We start from the raw sequence: 23,333 nt of genomic DNA, 5'->3' as shown, positions 1-23,333 counted from the left end.
CAAATGATAGAAGTAATTGGTGTCCGCTTTAAAAAGGCGGGTAAAATATATTATTTTGACCCTGGTATGGATGATATTCCCTTAAATAGCTATGTAATTGTTGAAACAGTACGTGGTATAGAGTTTGGGAAAGTTGTTATTACCAATAAAAAGGTTGACGAGGAAGATGTCGTACTTCCTTTAAAAAAGGTAATACGTACTGCGGACGAAAAAGATAAGCTTTCCGTTGCTGAGAATCAAGAACAAGCTAACAAGGCTTTTGATATATGTACTAATAAGATTATAGACCATAAACTTGATATGAATCTAGTAGAAGTAGAGTATACATTTGACCGTAACAAGATTATTTTCTATTTTACTGCAGATGGTCGAGTAGATTTCAGGGAACTAGTAAAAGATTTAGCTGCTATGTTTAAGACTCGAATAGAGCTAAGGCAAATTGGTGTACGTGATGAGGCGAAAATGCTGGGTGGTATCGGACCTTGTGGTAGAATGCTTTGCTGTTCTACTTTCTTGGGAGATTTTGAACCTGTATCTATTAAAATGGCAAAAGACCAAAATCTAAGTTTAAATCCTGCAAAAATCTCTGGTCTATGTGGTCGTTTAATGTGTTGCTTAAAATATGAAAATGATGATTATGAAACTGCAAAGCGTGAATTACCCGATATTGGGGAAACTATAAATACGCCATACGGAAAAGGAAAAGTTGTTGGATTAAATATTTTGGAGAGACTAATCCAAATTGAAATTCCTGAAAAAGAACGTGTTATCGAATATACATTGGATGAACTTATTGAAGAGGGAATTTTAGCTCAGGGTCACAGAATAACGAGGTGAGTGGGCGTGAATAATAGACAGATCTTTGATCAAGTATCAGATATGGAAAAGCAAATAGGTGAATTATATGAGCAGCTTGGTGACCTGAAACAAAGACTAAGTGATTTACTCGAAGAAAATCATAGGCTTGGTATGGAGAACCATAATCTTAGAAACCACTTGAATCAAGTAGAGGAAACAAAAGTAAAAGAAGAACCTGAAAAGAAAAAAGGGAAACTTCCAAGTGAAGGTTATGATAACTTAGCACGTTTATATGATGAAGGTTTCCATATTTGTAATTTAGAATTTGGTAGTCCAAGGCGAAATGAAGACTGTATGTTTTGCCTAGAATTCTTTGATAAAACGAAATAACAAGATTGTATAGCTGTCTCAGGATATGAGACAGCTTTCTTTTAAATAGGCACTTTTTCGTATTGACAATCTTTTAGAAAATAGTCTTTAAATACGGACTAAAATGTTGTTAGATGATAAAGATTTACACCTAATGAACCAAACGTTATAGGAGCAGGAATCTGAAGATGATACAATTATATGATGATGAACGAATTGACTTATTAATAGCAGATGAAAGTATGCGAATTATTCAAAGCCCAACAGCTTTTGCCTTTTCGCTTGATGCGGTATTGTTAGCACATTTCGCATCTGTGCCCAAAAAGAGAGGGACGATTCTAGACTTATGTACTGGTAACGGGGTAATCCCTTTATTATTATCAAGGAAAACGAAAGGGAGAATTACTGGAGTTGAAATTCAAGAACGTATCTTCCATATGGCCGAAAGAAATATTGAATTGAATGGTTTAAGTGACAGCTTGGATGTATTACATGGAGATTTAAAGGAAATGAAGCCGATACTTGGACATAGTTCCTTTGATGTCGTAACTTGTAATCCACCATATTTTCCAACAAAAAGTGTTAACGAATATAACCATAATGAATACTTAACGATTGCTCGTCATGAAGTATACTGCACATTAGAAGATGTCGTAAAGGCTTGTAAATTGCATGTGAAACCAGGTGGTAAGGTTGCAATGGTGCATCGTCCGGGAAGACTAGTTGATCTGGTAACATTATTTAGAAGTTATCGACTCGAACCGAAACGGTTACAACTTGTTTACCCACGAGTAGGAAAAGAAGCAAACATGTTACTAATTGAAGGTATTCGAGATGGAAAATCAGATATGAAAATTTTACCTCCCTTGTATATTTATAATGAAGATGGAACCTATACAAAGGAAGCGGAGGAAATATTCCATGGCTGATATGCAGCACCTTGTTTATATGCTTCGATGTAAGGACAATACGTTATATACTGGATACACCAATGATCTGGACAACCGCTTAAAAATGCATAATGATGGGAAAGGTGCAAAATATACTAGAGGTAGAGGTCCCTTTCAGTTGGTATATATTGAAAGATTCCATACAAAAGAAGAAGCAATGAAAAGGGAATATCAAATCAAGCAATTGGACAGAAAAGAAAAGCTAAGGCTTGTTCGTAATTGGTCTGAAGGAAGTGTTAGAGAATGAAGGTACAGAAAAGTTTTGATGACGATTCAAAAGGTGTAATTTATATTGTTCCTACACCAATCGGAAATCTTGAAGATATTACATATCGGGCATTAAATATTTTAAAAAGTGTATCCGTAATTGCTGCGGAGGATACAAGAAATACAAAAAAACTCCTTAATCACTTTGATATTTCTATCCCACTCATTAGTTATCATGAGCACAATAAATTATCTAGGGAAGATCAATTACTTACAAAGGTTGAACAAGGGGAATCAATCGCCCTTGTCAGTGATGCGGGAATGCCCGCAATATCAGACCCAGGATATGAGTTAGTTAAAGCAGCCATTGAGAGAGATGAAAAAGTCGTTGTTCTACCTGGTGCTAATGCAGCTCTTTGTGCTTTAGTTGGCTCTGGTTTGCCTGCTGGTGAATTTTACTTTTATGGATTTTTACCAAGGAAGAAGAAAGAAAAGGTAGCAGAACTAGAAAGATTAAAGCATATTCAAGCAACATTACTCTTTTATGAGTCACCATATCGTGTAAAAGACACGTTAGCGGTAATAGGTGAGACATTAGGAAACAGAAATGTGGTTGCTGCACGCGAGCTAACGAAGCGCTTTGAAGAGTATACAAGGGGAAATGTTGATGAAGTAATCGAATGGATGAGGGAAAACGAACCAAAGGGGGAATTTTGCCTTGTTGTTGAAGGTAATGATACAAGAGAAACGATAGAGCTTTCAAATTGGTGGGACAATTTATCTATTCGTGAGCACATCGACTATTACATAGAAAATAAACAAGTGTCAAACAAGGAAGCAATAAAACTTGTAGCAGTAGACCGGAAAATGCCAAAGAGAGAAGTTTATCAAATATACCATGTAAAGTAGCATTGTGCGAACATAGAAATGTAAAAGAGAGCTAACGTGCTTATGCATGCGTCAGCTCTCTTTATGACTTTTTGGGTATTCTTTAATTGTTATCTTATTCTAACAAATTAAAATAATGACTGTAAAGTACAATTTTTAAAGAAAATGATGAGATTCATACAAAGTTGGATTCAATCTCCTTAAGTAATTGCTTTGCAGCCTCTTTACTTAAAATAACATTTCCGTTTGCTAACACAAGGTTATCATCTGATACGACTCCAGTAGCTTGGCATTTTAATTTACGTGCATGTTTCTTCAATACTATTTTGTCATTTTCGACATAAATTTCCATCTGATCTTTTTCATGTAAATCTAGTGTTCGTCTTAATTCAACTGGCAACACAACGCGACCTAATTCATCTATTTTCCTTACAATCCCTGTTGATTTCATGTATTTTCTATTTCCCCCTACTAATGGATACATTTCTAGCCACTATTTATCTTAATAGTCAGCCTATTTTGGCATTTTTTCTTGGTATAGGATAGCAACGATTAGCATTTATGTCAATATAAATAATTAACTTTTTGAAAAATTAATGAAATATAAGGTTACAAATGTATGGATTCGTCAATAATTATTTTTGTACAGAATTTGGCAAAGTACGTTATAATAGCTACAATAGAAATATTGATATAACTATAATGGCAGCGTAATTAGGAGGTAGAAATTTATGCCAGAAGGAAATAAAACATTTTATATAACAACACCGATATATTATCCAAGTGGTAAGTTACATATTGGAAATGCCTACTCTACTATTGCATGTGATGTAGCTGCACGCTACAAGAGAATGTTAGGATTTGATGTGTTTTATCTAACAGGTAGTGATGAACATGGCCAAAAAATCGAAAATAAAGCGAAGGATTTGAATATCGAGCCGCAGGAATATGTCGATAACATGGCTAAGGGCATGCAGAATTTGTGGGAATTGCTCGAGATTAGTAGCGATAAATTTATACGTACAACTGATGAAATACATAAAAAGGTAGTTGCTGACATTTTTGAACGCTTCTTAAAACAGGGGGATATTTACCTTGATGAATATGAAGGATGGTATTCGGTTCCTGACGAGACTTTCTATACGGAAACGCAATTAGTAGATGTCTTGCGTGATGATGCTGGAAATGTAATTGGTGGGAAATCTCCTGATAGCGGGCACCCTGTTGAACTAATTAAAGAGGAATCCTATTTCTTTAGAATGAGTAAGTATGCGGATCGATTATTACAATATTACGAGGACCATCCTGACTTCATTCAACCAGAATCTCGTAAAAACGAAATGATCAACAACTTCATTAAACCAGGCTTAGAGGATCTGGCTGTTTCCCGGACAACATTTAAGTGGGGAATTCAAGTACCAAGTAATCCCAAACACGTTGTTTATGTATGGATTGATGCATTAGCAAATTACATTACTGCATTAGGTTATGGAACAGATGACACAACATTGTACGACAAATACTGGCCAGCTAATGTGCATATGGTTGGTAAAGAGATTGTGCGCTTCCATACTATTTATTGGCCAATTATGTTAATGGCTTTAGATTTGCCTTTACCTAAGAAGGTCTTTGGTCATGGTTGGTTATTAATGAAAGACGGAAAAATGTCGAAATCAAAAGGAAATGTCGTTTATCCTGAGATGCTAGTAGAACGATATGGTTTAGATGCGCTGCGTTATTATTTAATGCGGGAAGTTCCATTTGGTAGCGATGGTGTCTTTACACCAGAAGACTTCGTTTCAAGGGTTAATTATGATTTGGCAAATGACTTAGGTAACCTATTAAATCGTACTATTGCAATGATTAATAAATATTTGGCTGGAGACGTTCCTGCATATAAAGGAAATGTAACAGCATATGATGATCAATTAAGACAAACGGCAGAGAGTGTCATTACTGTCTATCAAAAAGAAATGGATAACATGCAATTCAGTACAGCTTTAAGTCAGGTATGGTCATTAATATCTCGTGCGAACAAGTATATTGATGAAACAATGCCTTGGAAGCTTGCGAAAGAGGAAGGGAAGGAAAAGGAATTAGAAAGTGTTATGGCACATCTTGCTGAAAGCTTGCGTCTAACTGCTATTTTACTTCAACCATTCCTAACTCATGCGCCGAGAGAGGTTTTTGCTCAACTAGGAATAGAAAGTGAAACAAGTGGTACTTGGAGTACAGTTCGATTTGGACTATTTCCTGAGAATGCAAAAGTAGTAGCAAAAGGAACACCAATTTTCCCACGTTTAGATATGGAAGAAGAGGTATCTTACATTAAAGAGCAAATGGCAAGTGGTGCTAAAGCAGCGGAGGAAGATAAGAATGAATGGGATCCAAATGAGACAGAACTTGTATCGGTAAAGGAAAAGGAAATTAAATTTGATGTCTTTGAGAAAGTGGAACTAAAGGTAGCTGAAGTAATTGATTGCGGTAAAGTTGAAGGTGCAGATAAATTATTGAAGTTCCGTTTAGATGCTGGTGACAATGGACATCGTCAAATTCTGTCAGGAATTGCTGAATGGTATCCAAATCCTGAAGAGTTAATCGGCAAAAAGGTTGTAATTGTTGCAAATTTAAAACCTCGTAAAATGCGTGGGGAAATTAGTCAAGGAATGATTCTTTCTGCCGAAAAAGATGGAAAACTGCAAGTAATTGAAGCTCCAATAGATGCTGGAAATGGCTCGTCTATTTCATAAAAAAACAAATACCCTGCTAGCATGTCTAGCAGGGTATTATTATATTAAAGGCATTTAAAATGAAGTTAAATTCTAGGAGATTTGTGTTATGCCGCAATTGATATAGAGTGTTGATCTCTTTAATTCAGAGTTTTCCTAAATACACCGTTCCGGAAAGACACTTCGCTTTCCACGGGCGGCTGGTGAGCCTCCTCCGTGCTAACGCACTACGCAGTCTCACCTAGGCCTATCCTCCCGTAGGAGTCTTCGTGTCTTTCCTCCACTAAGTTCCTGCTCTACTTGATTTCCACTAAAAAAACGATGCTTTTGCGAGGAAAAACTGCCCAGAACGTAATTTTACGTTTGATAGCTTTAATAACATCTAGAGCACTCAATATAGCGTAGGCAGAATGCTTAGACTCCTGCGGGAACAGCACGTGTCCGAAGACCCCACAGGAAGTGATCTTCTTCCGAGGAGGGCTTGAGGCCGTGCCCTAAGGTCCGCGAAGCATTCTGCCGCAGCGAATTACAGCACATAGCATTAATAAGTGTAAGCGAGAGCTAAACAATACTGAATTAAGTTAGTCTACACTTTATATCAACTATAGAAAGCTTATAGAAAGAGCCTAATTGCAATATAAGGAGGATGAATAATTATGTTATTTGATACACATGTACATTTAAATGCAGAGCAATTTAAGGATGATCGGGAGGAAACGATTCAGCGAGCGTTTGACGCGGGTGTAAAATATATGACAGTAGTTGGTTTTGATCATGAAACGATACCCCTTGCAATAGAAATAGCTGAACAGTATGAAACAATTTATGCAGCCGTTGGGTGGCATCCAGTAGATGCAATCGATATGACAGATAAAGAATTAGCCTGGATTGAAGAATTATCGCAGCATCCTAAGGTTGTTGCTATCGGAGAGATGGGGCTCGATTATCATTGGGATAAGTCACCAAAGGATGTCCAAATGGAAGTTTTTCGAAAGCAAATACGATTAGCTAAAAGGGTAGGCATGCCAATTATTATCCATAACCGGGAAGCAACAGAAGATATTCTTCAAATATTACAAGAAGAGAATGCCAAAGAAGTAGGAGGAATCATGCATTGCTATAATGATTCAGTAGACTATATTAACGCATGCTTGGAAATGAATTTCTACATTTCACTTGGTGGCCCAGTGACATTCAAAAATGCTCCACTACCAAAAGAAGTAGCAAAACAGGTCCCTATTAATCGCCTGTTAGTAGAAACAGATGCGCCTTATCTAGCACCACATCCAAATCGTGGAAAACGGAATGAACCAGCTTATGTAGCTTTAGTTGCAGAGAAAATAGCCGAATTAAGAGGCATCTCCTATGAGGAACTTTGCAAAAAAACAACTGAAAATGCACTACACTTTTTTAAAATTACGGATACTGAATTGTAACAAAAGAGAAGGAAAAAGAATAAATTTGAGAGTATTTTTGGAGATTAGAGGTTAACTCTAGTCTCTTTTAGCATCTTTCAAACTGCTATGAAGACTAGTATGAATAGGCACTATAGTAGTTTCTAGAATATTTCATTAGATAGTGTAATCTAATTGTAAAATAAACGTAATCGGAATAGCTTTGACTTTGTATTGGGCAGTTAATATAATCGTTGATACAAAGGAGGCAAGATGCATGCGAATTATTTCAAAGCTATTGCCGGCGTCAAAATTGAAGCTGGTTATCTCTAGTATTGGTATTTTAGCACTAGTTTTATTTTCCAGTATGGTAATATTTGAAGCTACCAAAGTAAATGTAGTAGTAACAGACAACGGTATGGAAGAAACAGTAAAAACCCATCAAAACACCGTTGGAGAACTATTAACGGAGCTAGATATAGTAGTAGGAGAACATGATGCATTATCACATGGTTTGGATGAAGAAATACAAAATGGTATGGCAATTGATTATAAAACAGCGAAGGAAATCACTGTTACAATAGATAATACTTCTCGTACATATTTTACTACAAAGGATACAGTAGAGGAATTTTTGGAGGAGCAAAACTTTTCATTAACAGACAACGATGACATCTCTCATAAAGATGCAGATAAATTAGCAGACGGAACTCATATCGATATTATAAAAGCATTTGAAATTATTATTAATGATGGTGGGAACGAAAAGAAAGCACATACGACTGGTAAATCAGTTGAAGAACTATTAAAAGAAAATAATATCAAAATAGACGATAATGATAAGGTGGAACCTTCACTGAATGAAGACGTGACAGCTGATACGAAGATTACTGTTATTCGAGTTGATATTGAAGAAGAGAAGATAACAGATAAGATTGCATTTGAAACAGAAACAAAGCAAGATAATTCACTTCCTAAAGGTGAACAAAAAGTTGTTACAGAAGGCAAAGAGGGAGAAACAGCTAGAACGTATAAGGTCACATTAGAAAACGGTGTAGAAGTTAACCGTGAACTTATAGATGAAGAAGTAACAGAAGAAAGCGTTAATAAAGTAGTTGCCATTGGTACTAAAGAACCAGAAGCTAATCTTGTAACATTGTCTAGTTCAAGTGGCAATTCTGATTCTAGTGGGAAGACAATTACAATGACAGCGAGTGCTTTTACAGCTACTTGTAGTGGATGTTCTGGATATACTGCAACAGGAATTAACTTAAAATCAAATCCCAATATGAAAGTAATTGCTGTGGATCCAAATGTTATTCCGCTTGGTACAAAGGTTTGGATTGAAGGATATGGTGAAGCAATTGCAGGAGATACTGGTGGACATATTATAGGAAATCGCATTGATGTCCATGTACCTAATAAATCTGAAGCATACAATTGGGGCGTAAGAAAGGTTAAAGTGAAAATACTTGATTAAACATGTATGTTAGATATATGCTCTTACCATGCTAAGTGGTAAGAGCATTTTTGTTTTAAAGGCTCTTTTCGCATGATTTGTTGTTTTTTTATAATTGACATTTTATATAAACTCCAAACTAACTTAATTCAGATTATCTTAAATCGGAGCACATCTCGCCGTCTGGGATCGCTCCGGGCGGATGCTTTTCGCGGGCACGTCCTCAGCCTCCTCGTGACGCACAGAACGCTTCTTCCAGGGTCTTCGGACACGTGCTATTCCCGCAGGAGTCACCGCCCTACACTCACCCAGACTAGTGAAGTAGTACTATGCTTTTTTACTTTCCGTATCAAAGGAGATAATGGTTAGTAACTTAAACTCAGTGTCTTTCCGGAACGGTGTATTCAAGACTATTCTGAATTAAAGAGATCAACACTTTACATCAACTATGAATTAAATTTACAATAGCTGAAAAAACAACAATCTTTTAGAAAACAGCCATTTTAAATAATCTAGCGTCACATCATATTATTGGAGGAAATGGTTTGAAAATAAAAGAGGTAATTGTGGTAGAGGGAAGAGATGATACTGCAAAAGTAAAAAAAGCAGTTGATGCTGATACAATTGAAACGAATGGTTCGGCAATAAATAAGGAAATTCTCACACAAATAAAACATGCAAAAGAAAAAAGAGGTATTATTATCTTTACGGACCCTGATTATCCAGGTGAAAGAATTAGACATATTATTGACCAAGCTATTCCAGGTTGTAAACATGCATTTCTAACACGTGATGAGGCAAGGGCAAGTAATCCACATAATAATAGCCTTGGTATTGAGCATGCTTCCATTCGAGCCATACAAAAAGCATTACAAGATGTTTATGAATTAGCTGAGAGTAAAGATAGTGAGATAACGAAAGGCGATTTAATACGGCATGGACTTATTGGAGGGAAGAAGGCAAGTTACCTGAGAAATAGACTAGGTGAGCGATTACTGATAGGTCATACAAATGGAAAACAGCTGTTAAAAAGACTTTCTTTGTTTCAAATAACGAAAGATGAATTTGAACAAGTCATGACGAGGATTAAACAGGAGGAAAAGGATGAGTAATTTTATTGCTACACCTACAAGGACAAAGGCAATTTTAAACAAATATAATTTTGCATTTAAGAAGAGTTTAGGGCAAAACTTCTTAGTAGATGTCAATGTTCTTGAAAATATTATTAGACACGCTGGTATTAATAAAGATACGGCTGTTATAGAAATAGGCCCTGGTATTGGAGCGTTAACGGAACAACTTGCTATACATGCGGAAAAAGTAGTTGCATTTGAAATTGATCAAAGATTACTACCGATTTTAGAAGACACCTTACAGGATTATTCTAATATTACAGTGATTCATGAAGATATATTAAAGGCTAACGTTGTACAGGTGATAAAGGAACAATTCAAGCCTAATCAAGGCATCCATATTGTTGCGAATTTGCCTTATTATATTACCACACCAATATTGATGAAGTTGGTTCAAGATAAACTGCCTGTATCAAGTATTACGGTAATGATCCAAAAAGAAGTAGCAGATCGGATGGCAGCAGAGCCAAATACAAAGAGCTATGGGTCATTAACCATTGCCCTTAAGTATTATACAGAGGCAGAGGTTGTAATGACTGTTCCTAGCACTGTATTTATGCCAAAACCAAATGTAGACTCTGCAATTTTACGATTAACGATGAGGCAAAATCCACCTGTGCATGTGGAGAATGAAGACTTCTTTTTCCGGTTAGTGAAAGCGAGCTTTGCCCAACGAAGAAAGACATTGCAAAACAACTTAAAGAGTTTCTATAAGGACAAGGCTGAAAAGGAAAGGATTCAAGATTTACTAGAAAAAGCAGAAATTGATGGAAAAAGAAGAGGAGAGTCCCTGAGTATTGAGGAGTTCGCTCGTTTAGCGAATACTTTTTGGAAAGCAGAACAGTAAGTCCATGCTATCATAGCATGGCTTTTTTTCTATAATTTATTGGAACAGATTACCATATGATCTCATAATCTGTAGAAGGAATGCTTTCACCTAGGTGAAAGTAGTGAGGTGAGTGTATGGTTTTTTCAAGTGGTTCACTCGTAACACGGAAGTCTTATAATAATGATATCTTATTTCGCGTTGTCGAGATAAAGAAAGATAAAGCTAATTTGTACGGGGAAGATATTCGATTAGAAGCGGATGCTCCAATTGATGACTTAGTACAAATTAATGAACGAGAGCTAGAAAAGAGGCGGAAAAAGGAGGAAGAAAAAGAGGAGTTTTCCTACCGCTTATTTCGTCAGGATTACCAATTAATGAAGGATAAAAGAGAGTATCAATCAACAGATGGTTATCAAAGTTATACAAAGTACTTTCAAATACCTGCTAAAGTACTACATTTAGATGGCGACCAAATGTATTTAAGGAAGTGTATTGCTCTTTATCAGCGACTTGGTCTTCAAGTTCATGGAGTGCATTTAAATGAAAAAGAAATGCCAAATCAAATCGGTAGTTTGGTTGAAAAAATACAGCCAGATATGATTGTAATTACGGGACACGATTCATTTTCAAAAAATAAAGGCACGAAAAGTGATTTACGTGCATATAGGCATTCAAAGTACTTTGCCGAAACAGTCAGAGAAGCTAGAAGAATTAACCCTAATGTAGACCAGTTAATTATTTTTGCAGGTGCATGCCAATCCCATTTTGAGTCTTTGATTCGGGCAGGAGCTAATTTTGCTAGCTCTCCTTCCAGGGTTAATATTCATGCACTTGATCCCGTCTATATTGCAGCCAAAATTGCCTACACCCCATTTATGGAAAGTGTAAGTGTATGGGATGTCCTAAAGAATACAATGACAGGGGAAAAAGGAATGGGTGGAATAGAAACAAGGGGATTGTTCCGAACAGGAATGCCTTATTTAGCTGAAGAGGATGATGAAATAGATTAAGGGAAATCTTATCCGACATCGTATCGGATAAGATTTCTTTTTGTAATAAAAATGCAAAATAATATACATAAAATGTTATCATCTACAAATAATATGAAAAGTAGACAAAACTCATTGTTGACATCAGAAAATATATCTTGTTATAATATTAAGTTTTGACTATTAAACAAGCGTATGATATAATTAATTTAGTGAGGTGGAGTGTATTGGCTAAAACATTAATCGAAATTAAGCAGGGTCTTGAGTGTCAGGTTGGAAGACGATTAAAATTAAAGGCTAACGGTGGTAGAAGGAAGACGATTATCAGGTCAGGTATTTTGGCAGAAACCTATCCTTCTGTATTCATTGTTGAGCTGGATCAAGATGAGAATGCATTCGAACGTGTTTCATACAGCTATGCAGACGTTTTAACTGAAACTGTAGAAATTAATTTTCTAGAAGAGCGTAATAAATCCATAAGTTAATATTTAATGCAGTAGACAATATATTGTCTACTGCTTTTTCTTTATTATGTAAAAACAATAAGGTGAAATTCTCCATTATTGTACACAACTTCCTGTTTCGTATTTATATAATTACATATCCTATAAATGTCGTAAAAGCAAATTATAAAGGGGTTGTTCTTTCGTGGGTAGAAGAAGCATAATGTCTAATCAATTGAAAGAAGAAATTGCCAAGGAATTAGGGTTTTACGACACGGTACAAAAAGAGGGTTGGGGCGGTATCAAATCAAGAGATGCCGGGAATATGGTGAAGCGTGCGATAGAGATGGCTCAGGCAGATATGGTAGGAAAAGGTAGATCCTAATTAGGGTCTGCCTTTTTCGATAGTTGTCACCCCAAAGCAGTCGCCTCCGTCTTTCTTTGTCTAGCTCTGACTCCTAGAGGCTTATGACATAAGTAATGAACACTCCGATTGCTAAAGTTCAAGCAATCTACGGTTCCTTGCTTATGCACTTCGCCTCTAACCAGTCGCCATCGCTTTTCTTGTCTAACTTCGGCTCCTTGGGGTTCGTGTCATAAGCAATGGGCACTCCAAACGCTAAAAACCAAGCGTTTTCCGACCCCTTGCTTATGCAGTCACCCCAAAGCAGTCGCCTCCGTCTTTCTAATATGATACAATTTGTTTATCTTTTGAAGGGACAAGTAGGTGAAGGTAGTGGCACTCTATGAAAAAGCGCCAGCAAAAATAAACTTATCACTGGATGTGTTGAATAAACGAGATGATGGGCTTCATAATGTTGAAATGATTATGACTACTATCGATTTGTCCGATCGTATTGAACTCACTGGGCTTGAACAGGATAAAATAAAAATCTCATTAGAAAGCCGATATGTACCGAGTGATGAACGGAATTTGGCATATAAAGCTGCAGAAACATTTAAAGATAAGTATGGGATTAAGAAAGGCGTTCATATCAAAATCGAAAAAAGTATACCGGTTTCAGCAGGCCTTGGTGGTGGAAGTGCGGATGCTGCTGCAGTATTACGGGGGTTAAACCGATTGTGGAAGATGGATCTTTCTATGGAAGAACTTGCAGCAATTGGTGCGACAATTGGCTCGGACGTGTCGTTTTGCATTTATGGTAAGACAGCTATTGCTAGAGGGTATGGAGAGAAAATTGAAACACTAACATCTCCTCCTCCATGTTGGATTATCCTTGCAAAACCAGATATAGGGGTTTCATCGCGGACAATATTTGAACAAATCAATATAGAAAGGCTCTATCATCCTAATACGGAGAAGGTAATCGAATCACTATATGAAAAGGACTTTTATAAATTATGTCGTAACATCGGAAATTCTCTTGAACCGATTACTAGTGAAATACATCCAGAAGTGAAACATATTAAACAGGCAATGAAAAACATCGGAGCTTCTGGAGTTATGATGAGTGGGAGTGGCCCTACAGTTTACGGGTTGGTTGAACATGAGAATAAAGCAAAAAGAATATACAATGGTATGCGTGGTTTTTGTGATGAAGTTTATCTCGTTCGGCTAATTGGATAATTGTTTGCAAAAATACGTACAAAAGTGATATATTATGTTAAAAATATACGGTTTTAGAGGTGTAGTGATGAAAAGAAGTAATCGATTGGTTGTATTAACGGAGTATTTCATAGAAAATCCAAGGAAACATATACAACTACCATTTTTCGTTGATTTATGTGAGACGACAAAGTCATCTGTAAGTGAGGATTTAGACATTATTGATAATGTGTTTCAGACACAAGGGTTAGGGTACCTTGAAAGAACTACTGGAGCAGGAGGCGGTGTAAAATATATTCCAGAGATAACTGACGTTAAAAGTTTACAGTTTGTAAATGAATTACGTGAAAAGTTGGAAGACCCAAATCGAATTTTACCAGGTGGATATCTCTATATGACAGATATTTTGGGTAATCCAACAATTGTTCGAGAAATTGGGCGTATATTTGCATCTAGGTTTTCGAAGTTAGATATTGATGTGGTCGTGACAGTTGCAACAAAGGGTATTCCGTTAGCTTATGCAGTGGCATCCTTCCTAGGTGTTCCGGTTGTTATCGTTAGACGAGATCCTAAAGTTACCGAAGGATCGTCAGTTAGTATCAATTATGTATCTGGTTCATCGAGGAAGATCCAAACAATGGTATTACCTAAGCGAAGTTTTGACGAGGGTAGTAATGTGTGTATTATTGATGACTTTATGAAAGCTGGCGGGACCATTAATGGGATGATTAATCTATTATCGGAATTTGATGCGAAGGTACAAGCTATTGGTGTCCTCGTTGAAGCTGAAGATGAAGAGGATGAACGTGTTGTTACAGACTATACATCTCTGATTAAAATAGCAAACTTAGACATGACTCAAAAAGACATTCAAATTGAACCAGGGAATTTCTTAAAAGACAACTAATAATATAATACGTTGATAGAGTTACTTTCATGATGTTTCGCAATATCTTATCCGTTAAAAAGAGCTACTTCGAAGAGCTCTTTTTGCCTACCTTTTTATTAAAAAAGTAATTTTTTCAAAAAAATAATATATTTTTTTGAAAATTGAGCAGGAATTTAAATAGTTTTGTTGAATTATTTAATTAAGTTCAAAGGGAAAAGGTGGTGAGACATCATGGAAGTAACTGACGTAAGATTGCGCCGCGTTAATACAGAGGGCAGAATGCGTGCAATTGCATCTATTACATTGGATCAGGAATTTGTTGTTCATGATATTCGTGTGATCGATGGTAATAATGGGCTATTTGTAGCAATGCCTTCCAAACGAACTCCTGACGGGGAATTTAGGGATATTGCACATCCAATTAATTCAGGAACACGGGGGAAAATACAGGATGCAGTACTAGCGGAGTACCACCGTGCTGGTGAGGTAGAAGTAGAAGTTGAGTATGAGGAAGCAGGAGCATCCTAAATATGATTAATAAAAGGGGTCAAATCTTATTTATAAGGTTGACCTTCTTTTTTGTGTAAGTTCAAACAAAGACATTCGATAAAAACTTCCCCAGATGCCAGTTTTCTATTGTATGTCACTTTCCACATGATTTAACTCCACTATATAATAATTATTCCCAGGTGAAATCTTATCGGGCGTTAGATAGGTGTTGAAATAACAACTCTTTTAAGATATATTTTATTATGGATAATATAAATTTTAAATTAGGGAAAGTCCTATCCCATTTTAAATATTAGATGAAATAATCTTGCCTTTCTGTCAGTATGGTAATAAATTGCCGCGTGATTTGTACTGTCAGCAATGCGAAAGAGGAATAATTGGAGGTTTCCAAATGACAAATCGTTATGCTGTGATTCTAGCAGCTGGACAAGGAACAAGAATGAAGTCGAAACTTTACAAAGTACTTCATCCTGTAATGGGTCGCCCGATGGTACAGCATGTTATTAACCAATTAAATCCCTTACAATTAGATGAATTAGTTACTATTGTCGGATTTGGAGCAGAAAAGGTAAAGGAAACGATTGGTAATGAAAGTACATTTGTAATTCAAGAGGAACAACTTGGAACAGGTCATGCAGTCCTACAAGCAAAGGGTATATTAAAAGACAAAGTAGGAACAACAATTGTTGTTTGTGGTGATACACCTTTAATTACGAATGAAACATTTCAGGCTCTTTTTGACTTCCACGAGAAAGAAGGAGCAAGTGCTACAATATTAACTGCTGAGGCTAGTGACCCTACTGGATATGGTAGAGTAATTCGTGATAAAGAGGGTCAAGTAGAGCGTATTGTTGAACATAAAGATGCAACAGAAGATGAGCGAAAGATTGCTGAAATTAATACTGGTACATATTGTTTTGATAACCAGGCACTTTTTAATGCATTAAATGAAGTTTCAAATGATAATGTCCAAGGGGAATATTATCTACCAGATGTAATTGAAATTCTACGAGACAAGCAAGATAAAGTAAGTGCATTTATGACTGATAATTTTGAAGAGACCTTAGGAGTTAATGACCGAATCGCTTTGGCAAAGGCAGAACAATTCATGAAGAAACGTGTGAATGAAAAGCATATGCGTAACGGTGTAACGATTATTGATCCTGATAATACGTATATTGACCCTGATGTTACTATTGACCCTGACGTTACGATATACCCAGGAAGCATTATTAAAGGTACTACTACGATTAAGGCAAATACAGAAATCGGCCCCAATAGTGAAGTGTCTAATTGCTCCATTGGTGAGGGGACAGTTATCAGACATAGCGTTGCAAGCGATAGTAAAATAGGTGAACGAGTAAATATTGGTCCATTTGCACATATAAGACCAGATTCAGCTATTGGCAATGATGCAAAAGTAGGGAACTTTGTCGAAATTAAGAAGACGACAATGGGTGATGGAAGCAAAGCCTCCCATCTGACTTATTTGGGTGATGCAGCTATTGGCAACCATGTGAATGTAGGTTGTGGTACAATAACAGTGAACTATGATGGTAAAAATAAATACTTAACAACGATAGAGGATGATGCATTTATTGGATGTAATTCCAATTTAATTGCGCCAGTAACGATTGGCAAAGGTGCATATGTTGCAGCAGGTTCAACCATTACAGAGGATGTACCAAACGATTCTTTATCCATCGCAAGAGCTAGGCAAACGAATAAAGAAGGTTATGTAGCCAAACTAGAAAATAGAAAAAGAGATTAACGGAGGGTTCAAATCCATGTCATCTAACTACAGCGATTCATCGTTGAAAGTCTTATCATTGAATTCTAATCGCAAATTAGCAGAAGATATTGCAGCGCATATTGGAACAACATTAGGAGAATGTACGGTTTCTAGGTTTAGTGATGGAGAAGTACAAATTAATATAGAAGAAAGTATTCGTGGATGTGATGTTTATGTTGTGCAATCTACCAGTGCTCCAGTAAATCAACACTTAATGGAGTTACTTATTATGATAGATGCACTAAAACGAGCTTCTGCAAAATCAATTAATATTGTTATGCCTTACTACGGATATGCTAGACAAGATCGTAAAGCACGTTCTCGTGAGCCGATTGCAGCGAAATTGGTTGCAGATTTAATTGAAACAGCTGGTGCAAATCGTGTTATTACTTTAGATCTACATGCACCACAAATTCAAGGCTTTTTCAATCTTCCAATTGATCACTTACAAGCTGTTCCAATTTTATCTAGTTACTTTGAAGAAAAAAAACTTGATGACCTAATTATTGTTTCACCAGATCACGGTGGTGTAACACGTGCTCGCAAAATGGCTGATCGCTTGAAGGCGCCTATTGGGATCATTGATAAGCGCAGACCGCGTCCTAATGTGGCTGAGGTCATGAATATTATTGGAAATATTGAAGGAAAAACAGCTATCTTAATTGATGATATTATTGATACAGCAGGAACGATTACTCTTGCAGCAAATGCATTAATTGAAAATGGGGCGAAGGAAGTATATGCGTGCTGTACGCACCCAGTACTATCTGGACCAGCAATTGAACGAATTGAAAACTCAAAAATAAAAGAATTGGTGGTTACGGATAGTATTGTACTGCCAGAAGAAAAAAATATTGAAAAAGTAACGACACTTTCTGTTGCACCTCTTCTTGGAGAGGCAATAATACGTGTACATGAGTTGCAATCTGTTAGTATCCTCTTTGAATAGGTTTATCTCTTAGCTTTTAAGGAAATAATGTTATATGACGAATCTTTACTCCGTAAATTACAACTAGTTATAAATTGAACGATTTTAACGATATGAAGTTTAATTAATTAGGAGGAATATAATATGCAGGTAACATTAAAGGCCTTAAAGAGAGCGGAACAAACGAATTCAAGTAAGAGACTGCTTAGAGAAGATGGTAACGTTCCTGGTGTTGTTTATGGGAAGGGTCAAAGTCCTGAATCCATTGCAGTAAATAGTGTTGATTTAGTCAAGGCAATTCGTGATCAAGGAAGAAATGCAGTATTTACACTTGAAATAGCTGAAGACCAAGCTGTAGATGTGATGTTTCATGAATATCAAATGGACCCGATTAAATCTGAGTTAATTCATGTTGATTTCTATAAAGCCGATATGTCTGAAGCGCGCGACGTTTCTGTACCATTAAAACTAGAAGGTGAACCGAAACATGATGGTATTCTCCAGCAGCCATTGTATGAGGTTCAAGTACGTGCAAAACCAGGTGATATTCCTGAGGAACTTGTGATGAATGTCTCTTCGCTGGAAATAGGAAGTAACTTTACTGTAGCTGATTTGCCAACAAACGCTGGTTATGAAATCCTTGATAACCATGAAACTGTAATTGCTACAATGTTACAGCCTGATGCAGAAAAAGAGGAAGCACAGGAGGCTACCTTCGAAGAATCGGCAGAATCTAATGTAAAAGAAGAAGATGATGAGAAAGAGTGAATGAATAAGTAACAGACTATCAACAGGCACACCCTCCTACAAGAAAACGTTCATTCTTAGTAGGAGGGCTTGTTTTATGTCTTACCCTAATACAAGAGACGTAAGAAGGTATACATTTATGTTCTTTAAAAGAAAAATAATAAATAAGGGAAGCAATCAAAAAATGAAATGTATTGTTGGTTTAGGAAATCCAGGAAAGAAATATGAGAAAACGCGGCATAATGTTGGCTTTATGACGATAGACGGAATTGCAGCGCGTCATAATTGGGAACTAAGCAAGGTGAAATTTAAAGGACAATACACAATGGAGCAATATGAAGGTGAGAAGGTGATACTGTTAAAACCGCAAACCTTTATGAATCTATCAGGTGAGTCTATTCGCCCGCTTATGGAATATTATAATCTAGAACTAGAAGATTTGTTGGTGATCTATGATGATATGGATTTACCAACGGGGAAGATACGCTTACGACAAAAAGGCGGCCATGGCGGTCATAATGGGGTAAGAAATACAATTGATCAGTTAGGGACAAAGGAATTTAACCGTATAAGAATTGGGATTGGTAGACCTACCACCAATATATCTGTTATTGATTATGTTTTAGGAGAATTCCCTAAAGAGGAACTTGGTAATGTTGATGAGAGTATACAAAAGTGTGCAGATGCATGTGAAGCTTGGATAAAAGGTGAATCTTTTATGGAAGTAATGAATAAGTATAACCAATCGGTCTAATTTTCTAGTGCTTTGTTGTTGTTAAAATGTATAATAAATTGCTTTTCGGACAAACTTCATAATAAGTTTTAATTTAAATGTCTGAGGAGGAGTTTACGTGTCAATTGTCTATAAATGCAGACATTGTGGACATGAAGTTGGTAAATTGGAAAACCAAGTAATTGACACTAGTCTATTAGGTTTTGAACAATTATCCGTACAGGAAAAAAGAGAAATGATACAATATCAAGATAATGGTGATGTCTTCGTCCGAACAATCTGTGAGAATTGTGAGGAGTCATTAGGCAGGTATCCAGAGTATCATGAATTAGACTTTTTTATACAATAGAATATACGCAGGAAAGCCTTTGGTAACCGACCAAGGCATTTTTGCGCTTTCAAGTAGTAACTAGCGGGGGTAAAACGATGAAAGAGATTAGTCATTATTTACAATCAAAGGAAGATATCCAGTCGATTATCAATGGGATAAAGAACGGCATGAATGAGCAACTTGTAGCTGGCCTTTCTGGCTCTGCTAGAGGAATGCTAGTTTCAGTTATCGACCAGTCGATTAACAAACCAATATTATTGATTACACATCAACTTATCCATGCACAGCAACTGTATGATGATTTAGCGGAATTAATCGGTGAGGAGCATGTACATTTATATCCAGTTAATGAGTTAATTGCTTCGGAAATTGCAATCTCAAGTCCAGAGCTCAGAAGCGAGCGAATAGAGGCAATAACAGAATGGAGTAAAAATAAATCTGGTATTTTAATAGCTCCTGTTGCAGCATTAAAACGAATTCTACCTCCTCCGAATTATTTCAATACGTATCAACTAACGTTTACACTTGGAAATACAATGGATATCAACAAGTACTTATCTTTATTAATTGAAATGGGATACGAACGTGTATCAATGGTTACCACACCTGGGGAATTCTCTAGACGCGGTGGAATTATCGATATTTATCCAATAACGGAAGAACGGCCAATACGTATTGAATTATTTGATGATGAGATTGATTCCATAAGGTATTTTGATGCGGAGACGCAACGGTCATTAAATAAGCAAAAGGAAGTCATCGTTAAACCAGCTTCAGAGCTGTTATTAACAGAGGAAGATATGTTATCAGCTGCAAACAGATTGGAAGATGCACTTACAGCAACACTTAAAAAAGTGAAAAAGCCTGAAATAAAAGAATCACTAATAGAGGTAATCGAACATGATATAGGGCGATTAAAGAATCTAGAACGTTTCGGTGAGATGTATAAGTATATTGATTACTTCTATAAAGAGCCTGCTAGTCTGTTAGATTACCTCTCAGATGATGGAATCGTTATCTTAGATGAGATGGGTCGAATACAAGAAACCGCTAGCAATTTAGATGCAGATGAAGCGGAATGGTACAGCGGTATGCTCGAATCAGGAAAGATGGTTCAAAATAGTAGATTCTCATTTGACTGGCAAACGGTTTTAGATCATATGAAACAAAACCGACTATATCTATCGGTATTTTTAAGACATATTCCAAACACTAATCCACAAAATATTATTAATCTTTCAACAAGGTTGATGCAGGATTTCCATGGGCAAATGCATCTATTTAAAAATGAGTTAAATCGTTGGAATAAGGGAGATTCCTCTGTTGTTATTTTGGCCCCAAATGAGAAGCGAGCAGAGAAAATCCATTCTATTTTTACAGATTACGACATCGAGGCTGCTGTTACAAAGGAATTGAAATTGCCAGTCGAGAAGCCAACCATAGCTGTAGGAAATATGAGTAGTGGTATTGAACTACCGATGCACAAGCTTGTCATTGTTACGGAAAATGAACTTTTTAAAAAGCAGGTAAAGCGGAAGAGGAAAACGCAGAAAATTTCTAATGCGGAGAGAATTAAGAGTTACCAAGAATTAAAAGTTGGAGATTTTGTTGTACATGCGAATCATGGTGTTGGTAAGTATTTAGGAATAGAAACTCTAGAAGTAAATAATTTGCATAAAGATTATATGCTTATTCGTTACTCTGGTGATGACAAATTGTATGTTCCAATTGACCAAATTGACTTGGTGCAGAAATTCGTCGGGTCAGAAGGTAAGGAACCCAAGCTTTATAAATTGGGTGGGTCAGAATGGACGAAGGTAAAAAGGAAAGTTCAATCAAGTGTTGAAGATATTGCAGATGATTTAATCAAGCTTTATGCAGAAAGAGAAGCGAGAAAGGGTTATGCTTTTTCTAAAGATACAGAGATGCAGAGGGAGTTTGAAGCTTCTTTCCCATATCAGGAAACAGATGATCAACTGAGGTGTATTGCTGAAATTAAACAAGATATGGAGAGTATTCGCCCTATGGATCGTTTACTTTGTGGGGATGTTGGATACGGAAAAACAGAAGTGGCTATTCGGGCAGCATTCAAGGCGGTAATGGATGGTAAACAAGTTGCGATATTAGTACCAACAACAATTTTGGCACAGCAGCACTATGAAACCATACGGGAACGATTCCAGGACTATCCAATAAACATTGGACTACTAAGTAGATTTCGTACGAAAAAACAACAAACAGAAACAAATAATGGCCTGAGGAAAGGAGTAATTGATGTTGTTATTGGAACACATCGCCTCCTATCAAAGGATATTGAGTTCCGGGACTTAGGGCTTCTCGTCGTTGATGAAGAACAACGATTTGGTGTGAAACATAAAGAAAAGATTAAGCAAATGAAATCAAATGTTGATGTTCTCACACTAACGGCAACACCAATTCCGAGAACATTGCATATGTCGATGCTTGGTGTTAGGGACCTTTCCGTAATTGAAACCCCTCCGGAGAACCGCTTTCCAATTCAAACGTATGTCATGGAATACAATCCTATTATTGTAAGGGATGCAATTGAACGGGAAATGGCACGTGATGGACAGGTATTTTTCTTATATAACCGGGTTGAAAATATTGAAAAGATAGCAAGAGATATAGGGATGCTCGTTCCAGAGGCGAGAGTTGCAGTTGCTCACGGGAGAATGAACGAAACAGAACTTGAAAATGTGATTGTATCATTCTTAGAAGGGGAATTCGATGTTCTTGTTAGTACAACGATCATTGAAACAGGTGTTGATATACCTAATGTAAACACATTAATAATAAGTAACGCAGATCATATGGGACTTAGTCAACTTTACCAGCTCAGAGGTCGTGTTGGTAGGTCTAATCGTATTGCTTATGCCTATTTCACGTATCAAAAAGATAAAGTTCTTTCAGAGGTAGCAGAAAACAGGCTCCAGGCAATTAAAGAATTTACGGAGTTGGGATCAGGATTTAAAATTGCAATGCGTGATTTATCGATTCGTGGTGCTGGAAACCTTTTAGGCTCGCAGCAGCATGGATTTATTGACTCTGTAGGGTTTGATATGTATTCGCAAATGTTAAAGGATGCTATCGATGCCCGTAAGGCTGGTAAAGAACTAGAAGAAATTAAACCATTCGAACCAGAGCTTACACTTCAATTGGATGCTTACATTCCAGATAAGTATATTAAGGATGAAAAGCAAAAGATTGAAATTTATAAGCAATTCCGCTCTTTAGAGTCAGATGAGGAAATTGCTAATCTAAAAGAGGAATTAGTGGATCGCTTTGGTGATTATCCGATTGAAGTGGAACATTTAATGACGGTGTCAACTTTGAAAATGTTTGCTAGAAGAGAACGTATTAAATCCATTACTGAAAGAAATAAGAAAATTACTTTGATTGTGGATGAACAGCGTAGCCAGCAGATTGATGGCTCGAAGTTGTTTGATATCGCTAATGAATTCGGAAGAAAGGTGCAATTAGGAACAGAAAACAATAACTTAAAAATTGTTTTCCAATCCTCTAATGAAACGCCTTCTACAAGGTATGAACTTGTCCTTGATTTTATAAAAAAAATGACTACAGTAGATAGAAATGGCTAAAAAATTCACGTATGATGTATAGTTCTTC

Annotated in this window: 23 protein-coding genes; 22 read left to right on the top strand and 1 reads right to left on the bottom strand. The window is 36.6% G+C overall.

The window, feature by feature from the left end:
* Window positions 1–3: 3 nt before the first annotated feature.
* The 5 genes from D8M05_RS15330 to rsmI all read left to right on the top strand — a co-directional run bounded on the left by D8M05_RS15330 (window position 4) and on the right by rsmI (window position 3,233).
* Window positions 4–837 carry a PSP1 domain-containing protein gene (locus D8M05_RS15330; protein ID WP_121133332.1) on the top strand — a complete coding sequence of 278 codons (834 nt, stop codon included), beginning with the start codon at window positions 4–6 and terminating at the stop codon, window positions 835–837.
* Between the two features lie 6 nt (window positions 838–843).
* Window positions 844–1,188, top strand: coding sequence for a DNA replication initiation control protein YabA (yabA, locus tag D8M05_RS15325; RefSeq protein ID WP_121133330.1), 345 nt, complete (start codon window positions 844–846; stop codon window positions 1,186–1,188).
* A gap of 167 nt (window positions 1,189–1,355) precedes the next feature.
* The gene (locus D8M05_RS15320; RefSeq protein WP_121133328.1) at window positions 1,356–2,096 is read left to right on the top strand and encodes a tRNA1(Val) (adenine(37)-N6)-methyltransferase; all 741 of its coding nucleotides are present in this window, start codon (window positions 1,356–1,358) and stop codon (window positions 2,094–2,096) included.
* Entirely contained in the window at window positions 2,089–2,364 is a 276-nt protein-coding gene (locus tag D8M05_RS15315) for a GIY-YIG nuclease family protein (RefSeq protein WP_220667591.1), read from the top strand. The genes D8M05_RS15320 and D8M05_RS15315 overlap by 8 nt, the downstream gene beginning before the upstream one ends.
* Window positions 2,361–3,233 (top strand): 16S rRNA (cytidine(1402)-2'-O)-methyltransferase, encoded by an 873-nt coding sequence (gene rsmI / locus D8M05_RS15310; RefSeq protein ID WP_121133326.1) that lies wholly within the window; start codon window positions 2,361–2,363, stop codon window positions 3,231–3,233. The genes D8M05_RS15315 and rsmI overlap by 4 nt, the downstream gene beginning before the upstream one ends.
* 154 nt (window positions 3,234–3,387) lie before the next feature.
* On the opposite strand, the gene D8M05_RS15305 is transcribed toward rsmI, so the two are convergent.
* On the bottom strand, window positions 3,388–3,663 hold the full coding sequence (locus D8M05_RS15305) for an AbrB/MazE/SpoVT family DNA-binding domain-containing protein (RefSeq protein WP_121133324.1): 276 nt from the start codon (window positions 3,661–3,663) through the stop codon (window positions 3,388–3,390).
* Window positions 3,664–3,943: 280 nt separating this feature from the next.
* Between D8M05_RS15305 and metG the strand changes: the two genes are divergently transcribed.
* From metG to mfd, 17 genes are all read left to right on the top strand, one after another.
* The gene (gene metG, locus D8M05_RS15300; RefSeq protein ID WP_121133322.1) at window positions 3,944–5,962 is read left to right on the top strand and encodes a methionine--tRNA ligase; all 2,019 of its coding nucleotides are present in this window, start codon (window positions 3,944–3,946) and stop codon (window positions 5,960–5,962) included.
* A gap of 635 nt (window positions 5,963–6,597) precedes the next feature.
* Window positions 6,598–7,377 (top strand): TatD family hydrolase, encoded by a 780-nt coding sequence (locus D8M05_RS15295; RefSeq protein WP_121133320.1) that lies wholly within the window; start codon window positions 6,598–6,600, stop codon window positions 7,375–7,377.
* Between the two features lie 235 nt (window positions 7,378–7,612).
* A complete protein-coding gene (locus D8M05_RS15290) occupies window positions 7,613–8,815 on the top strand; it encodes a resuscitation-promoting factor (protein ID WP_121133318.1) in 1,203 nt (400 codons plus the stop codon).
* Between the two features lie 524 nt (window positions 8,816–9,339).
* The gene (gene rnmV / locus D8M05_RS15285) at window positions 9,340–9,906 is read left to right on the top strand and encodes a ribonuclease M5 (protein ID WP_121133316.1); all 567 of its coding nucleotides are present in this window, start codon (window positions 9,340–9,342) and stop codon (window positions 9,904–9,906) included.
* Window positions 9,899–10,774: a 16S rRNA (adenine(1518)-N(6)/adenine(1519)-N(6))-dimethyltransferase RsmA gene (gene rsmA / locus D8M05_RS15280; RefSeq protein WP_121133314.1), complete on the top strand. Its 876-nt coding sequence runs from the start codon at window positions 9,899–9,901 to the stop codon at window positions 10,772–10,774. Before rnmV ends, rsmA begins: the two co-directional genes overlap by 8 nt.
* Window positions 10,775–10,890: 116 nt before the next feature.
* Window positions 10,891–11,766, top strand: a complete 876-nt coding sequence (gene yabG / locus D8M05_RS15275) for a sporulation peptidase YabG (protein WP_121133312.1) — start codon at window positions 10,891–10,893, stop codon at window positions 11,764–11,766.
* A gap of 206 nt (window positions 11,767–11,972) precedes the next feature.
* A complete protein-coding gene (gene veg / locus D8M05_RS15270) occupies window positions 11,973–12,230 on the top strand; it encodes a biofilm formation stimulator Veg (RefSeq protein ID WP_121133311.1) in 258 nt (85 codons plus the stop codon).
* Between the two features lie 181 nt (window positions 12,231–12,411).
* Complete coding sequence (locus D8M05_RS15265; RefSeq protein WP_183072820.1) at window positions 12,412–12,573, top strand: small, acid-soluble spore protein, alpha/beta type; 162 nt, start codon at window positions 12,412–12,414, stop codon at window positions 12,571–12,573.
* 351 nt (window positions 12,574–12,924) lie between these two features.
* Window positions 12,925–13,776 carry a 4-(cytidine 5'-diphospho)-2-C-methyl-D-erythritol kinase gene (gene ispE, locus D8M05_RS15260; RefSeq protein ID WP_121133307.1) on the top strand — a complete coding sequence of 284 codons (852 nt, stop codon included), beginning with the start codon at window positions 12,925–12,927 and terminating at the stop codon, window positions 13,774–13,776.
* Between the two features lie 67 nt (window positions 13,777–13,843).
* Window positions 13,844–14,662: a pur operon repressor gene (gene purR / locus D8M05_RS15255; RefSeq protein WP_121133305.1), complete on the top strand. Its 819-nt coding sequence runs from the start codon at window positions 13,844–13,846 to the stop codon at window positions 14,660–14,662.
* A 213-nt stretch (window positions 14,663–14,875) separates the two neighbouring features.
* Window positions 14,876–15,172 (top strand): septation regulator SpoVG, encoded by a 297-nt coding sequence (spoVG, locus tag D8M05_RS15250; RefSeq protein ID WP_121133303.1) that lies wholly within the window; start codon window positions 14,876–14,878, stop codon window positions 15,170–15,172.
* 373 nt (window positions 15,173–15,545) lie between these two features.
* Window positions 15,546–16,925, top strand: a complete 1,380-nt coding sequence (gene glmU, locus D8M05_RS15245; protein WP_121133301.1) for a bifunctional UDP-N-acetylglucosamine diphosphorylase/glucosamine-1-phosphate N-acetyltransferase GlmU — start codon at window positions 15,546–15,548, stop codon at window positions 16,923–16,925.
* 16 nt (window positions 16,926–16,941) lie between these two features.
* Window positions 16,942–17,895: a ribose-phosphate diphosphokinase gene (locus D8M05_RS15240; RefSeq protein ID WP_121133299.1), complete on the top strand. Its 954-nt coding sequence runs from the start codon at window positions 16,942–16,944 to the stop codon at window positions 17,893–17,895.
* A 123-nt stretch (window positions 17,896–18,018) separates the two neighbouring features.
* Window positions 18,019–18,642, top strand: coding sequence for a 50S ribosomal protein L25/general stress protein Ctc (locus D8M05_RS15235; protein ID WP_121133297.1), 624 nt, complete (start codon window positions 18,019–18,021; stop codon window positions 18,640–18,642).
* A gap of 163 nt (window positions 18,643–18,805) precedes the next feature.
* Window positions 18,806–19,375, top strand: a complete 570-nt coding sequence (gene pth / locus D8M05_RS15230; protein ID WP_121133367.1) for an aminoacyl-tRNA hydrolase — start codon at window positions 18,806–18,808, stop codon at window positions 19,373–19,375.
* A gap of 97 nt (window positions 19,376–19,472) precedes the next feature.
* Window positions 19,473–19,703, top strand: coding sequence for an anti-sigma-F factor Fin (gene fin, locus D8M05_RS15225; protein ID WP_121133295.1), 231 nt, complete (start codon window positions 19,473–19,475; stop codon window positions 19,701–19,703).
* 77 nt (window positions 19,704–19,780) lie between these two features.
* On the top strand, window positions 19,781–23,305 hold the full coding sequence (mfd, locus tag D8M05_RS15220) for a transcription-repair coupling factor (protein ID WP_121133293.1): 3,525 nt from the start codon (window positions 19,781–19,783) through the stop codon (window positions 23,303–23,305).
* Window positions 23,306–23,333 lie beyond the last annotated feature (28 nt).

The sequence above is a fragment of the Oceanobacillus bengalensis genome (genome assembly GCF_003628445.1).
GTDB lineage: Bacteria > Bacillota > Bacilli > Bacillales > Amphibacillaceae > Oceanobacillus > Oceanobacillus bengalensis.
The sequence above is the reverse complement of the archived record's forward strand: the minus strand, read 5'-3'. Positions and strand labels throughout refer to the sequence as shown.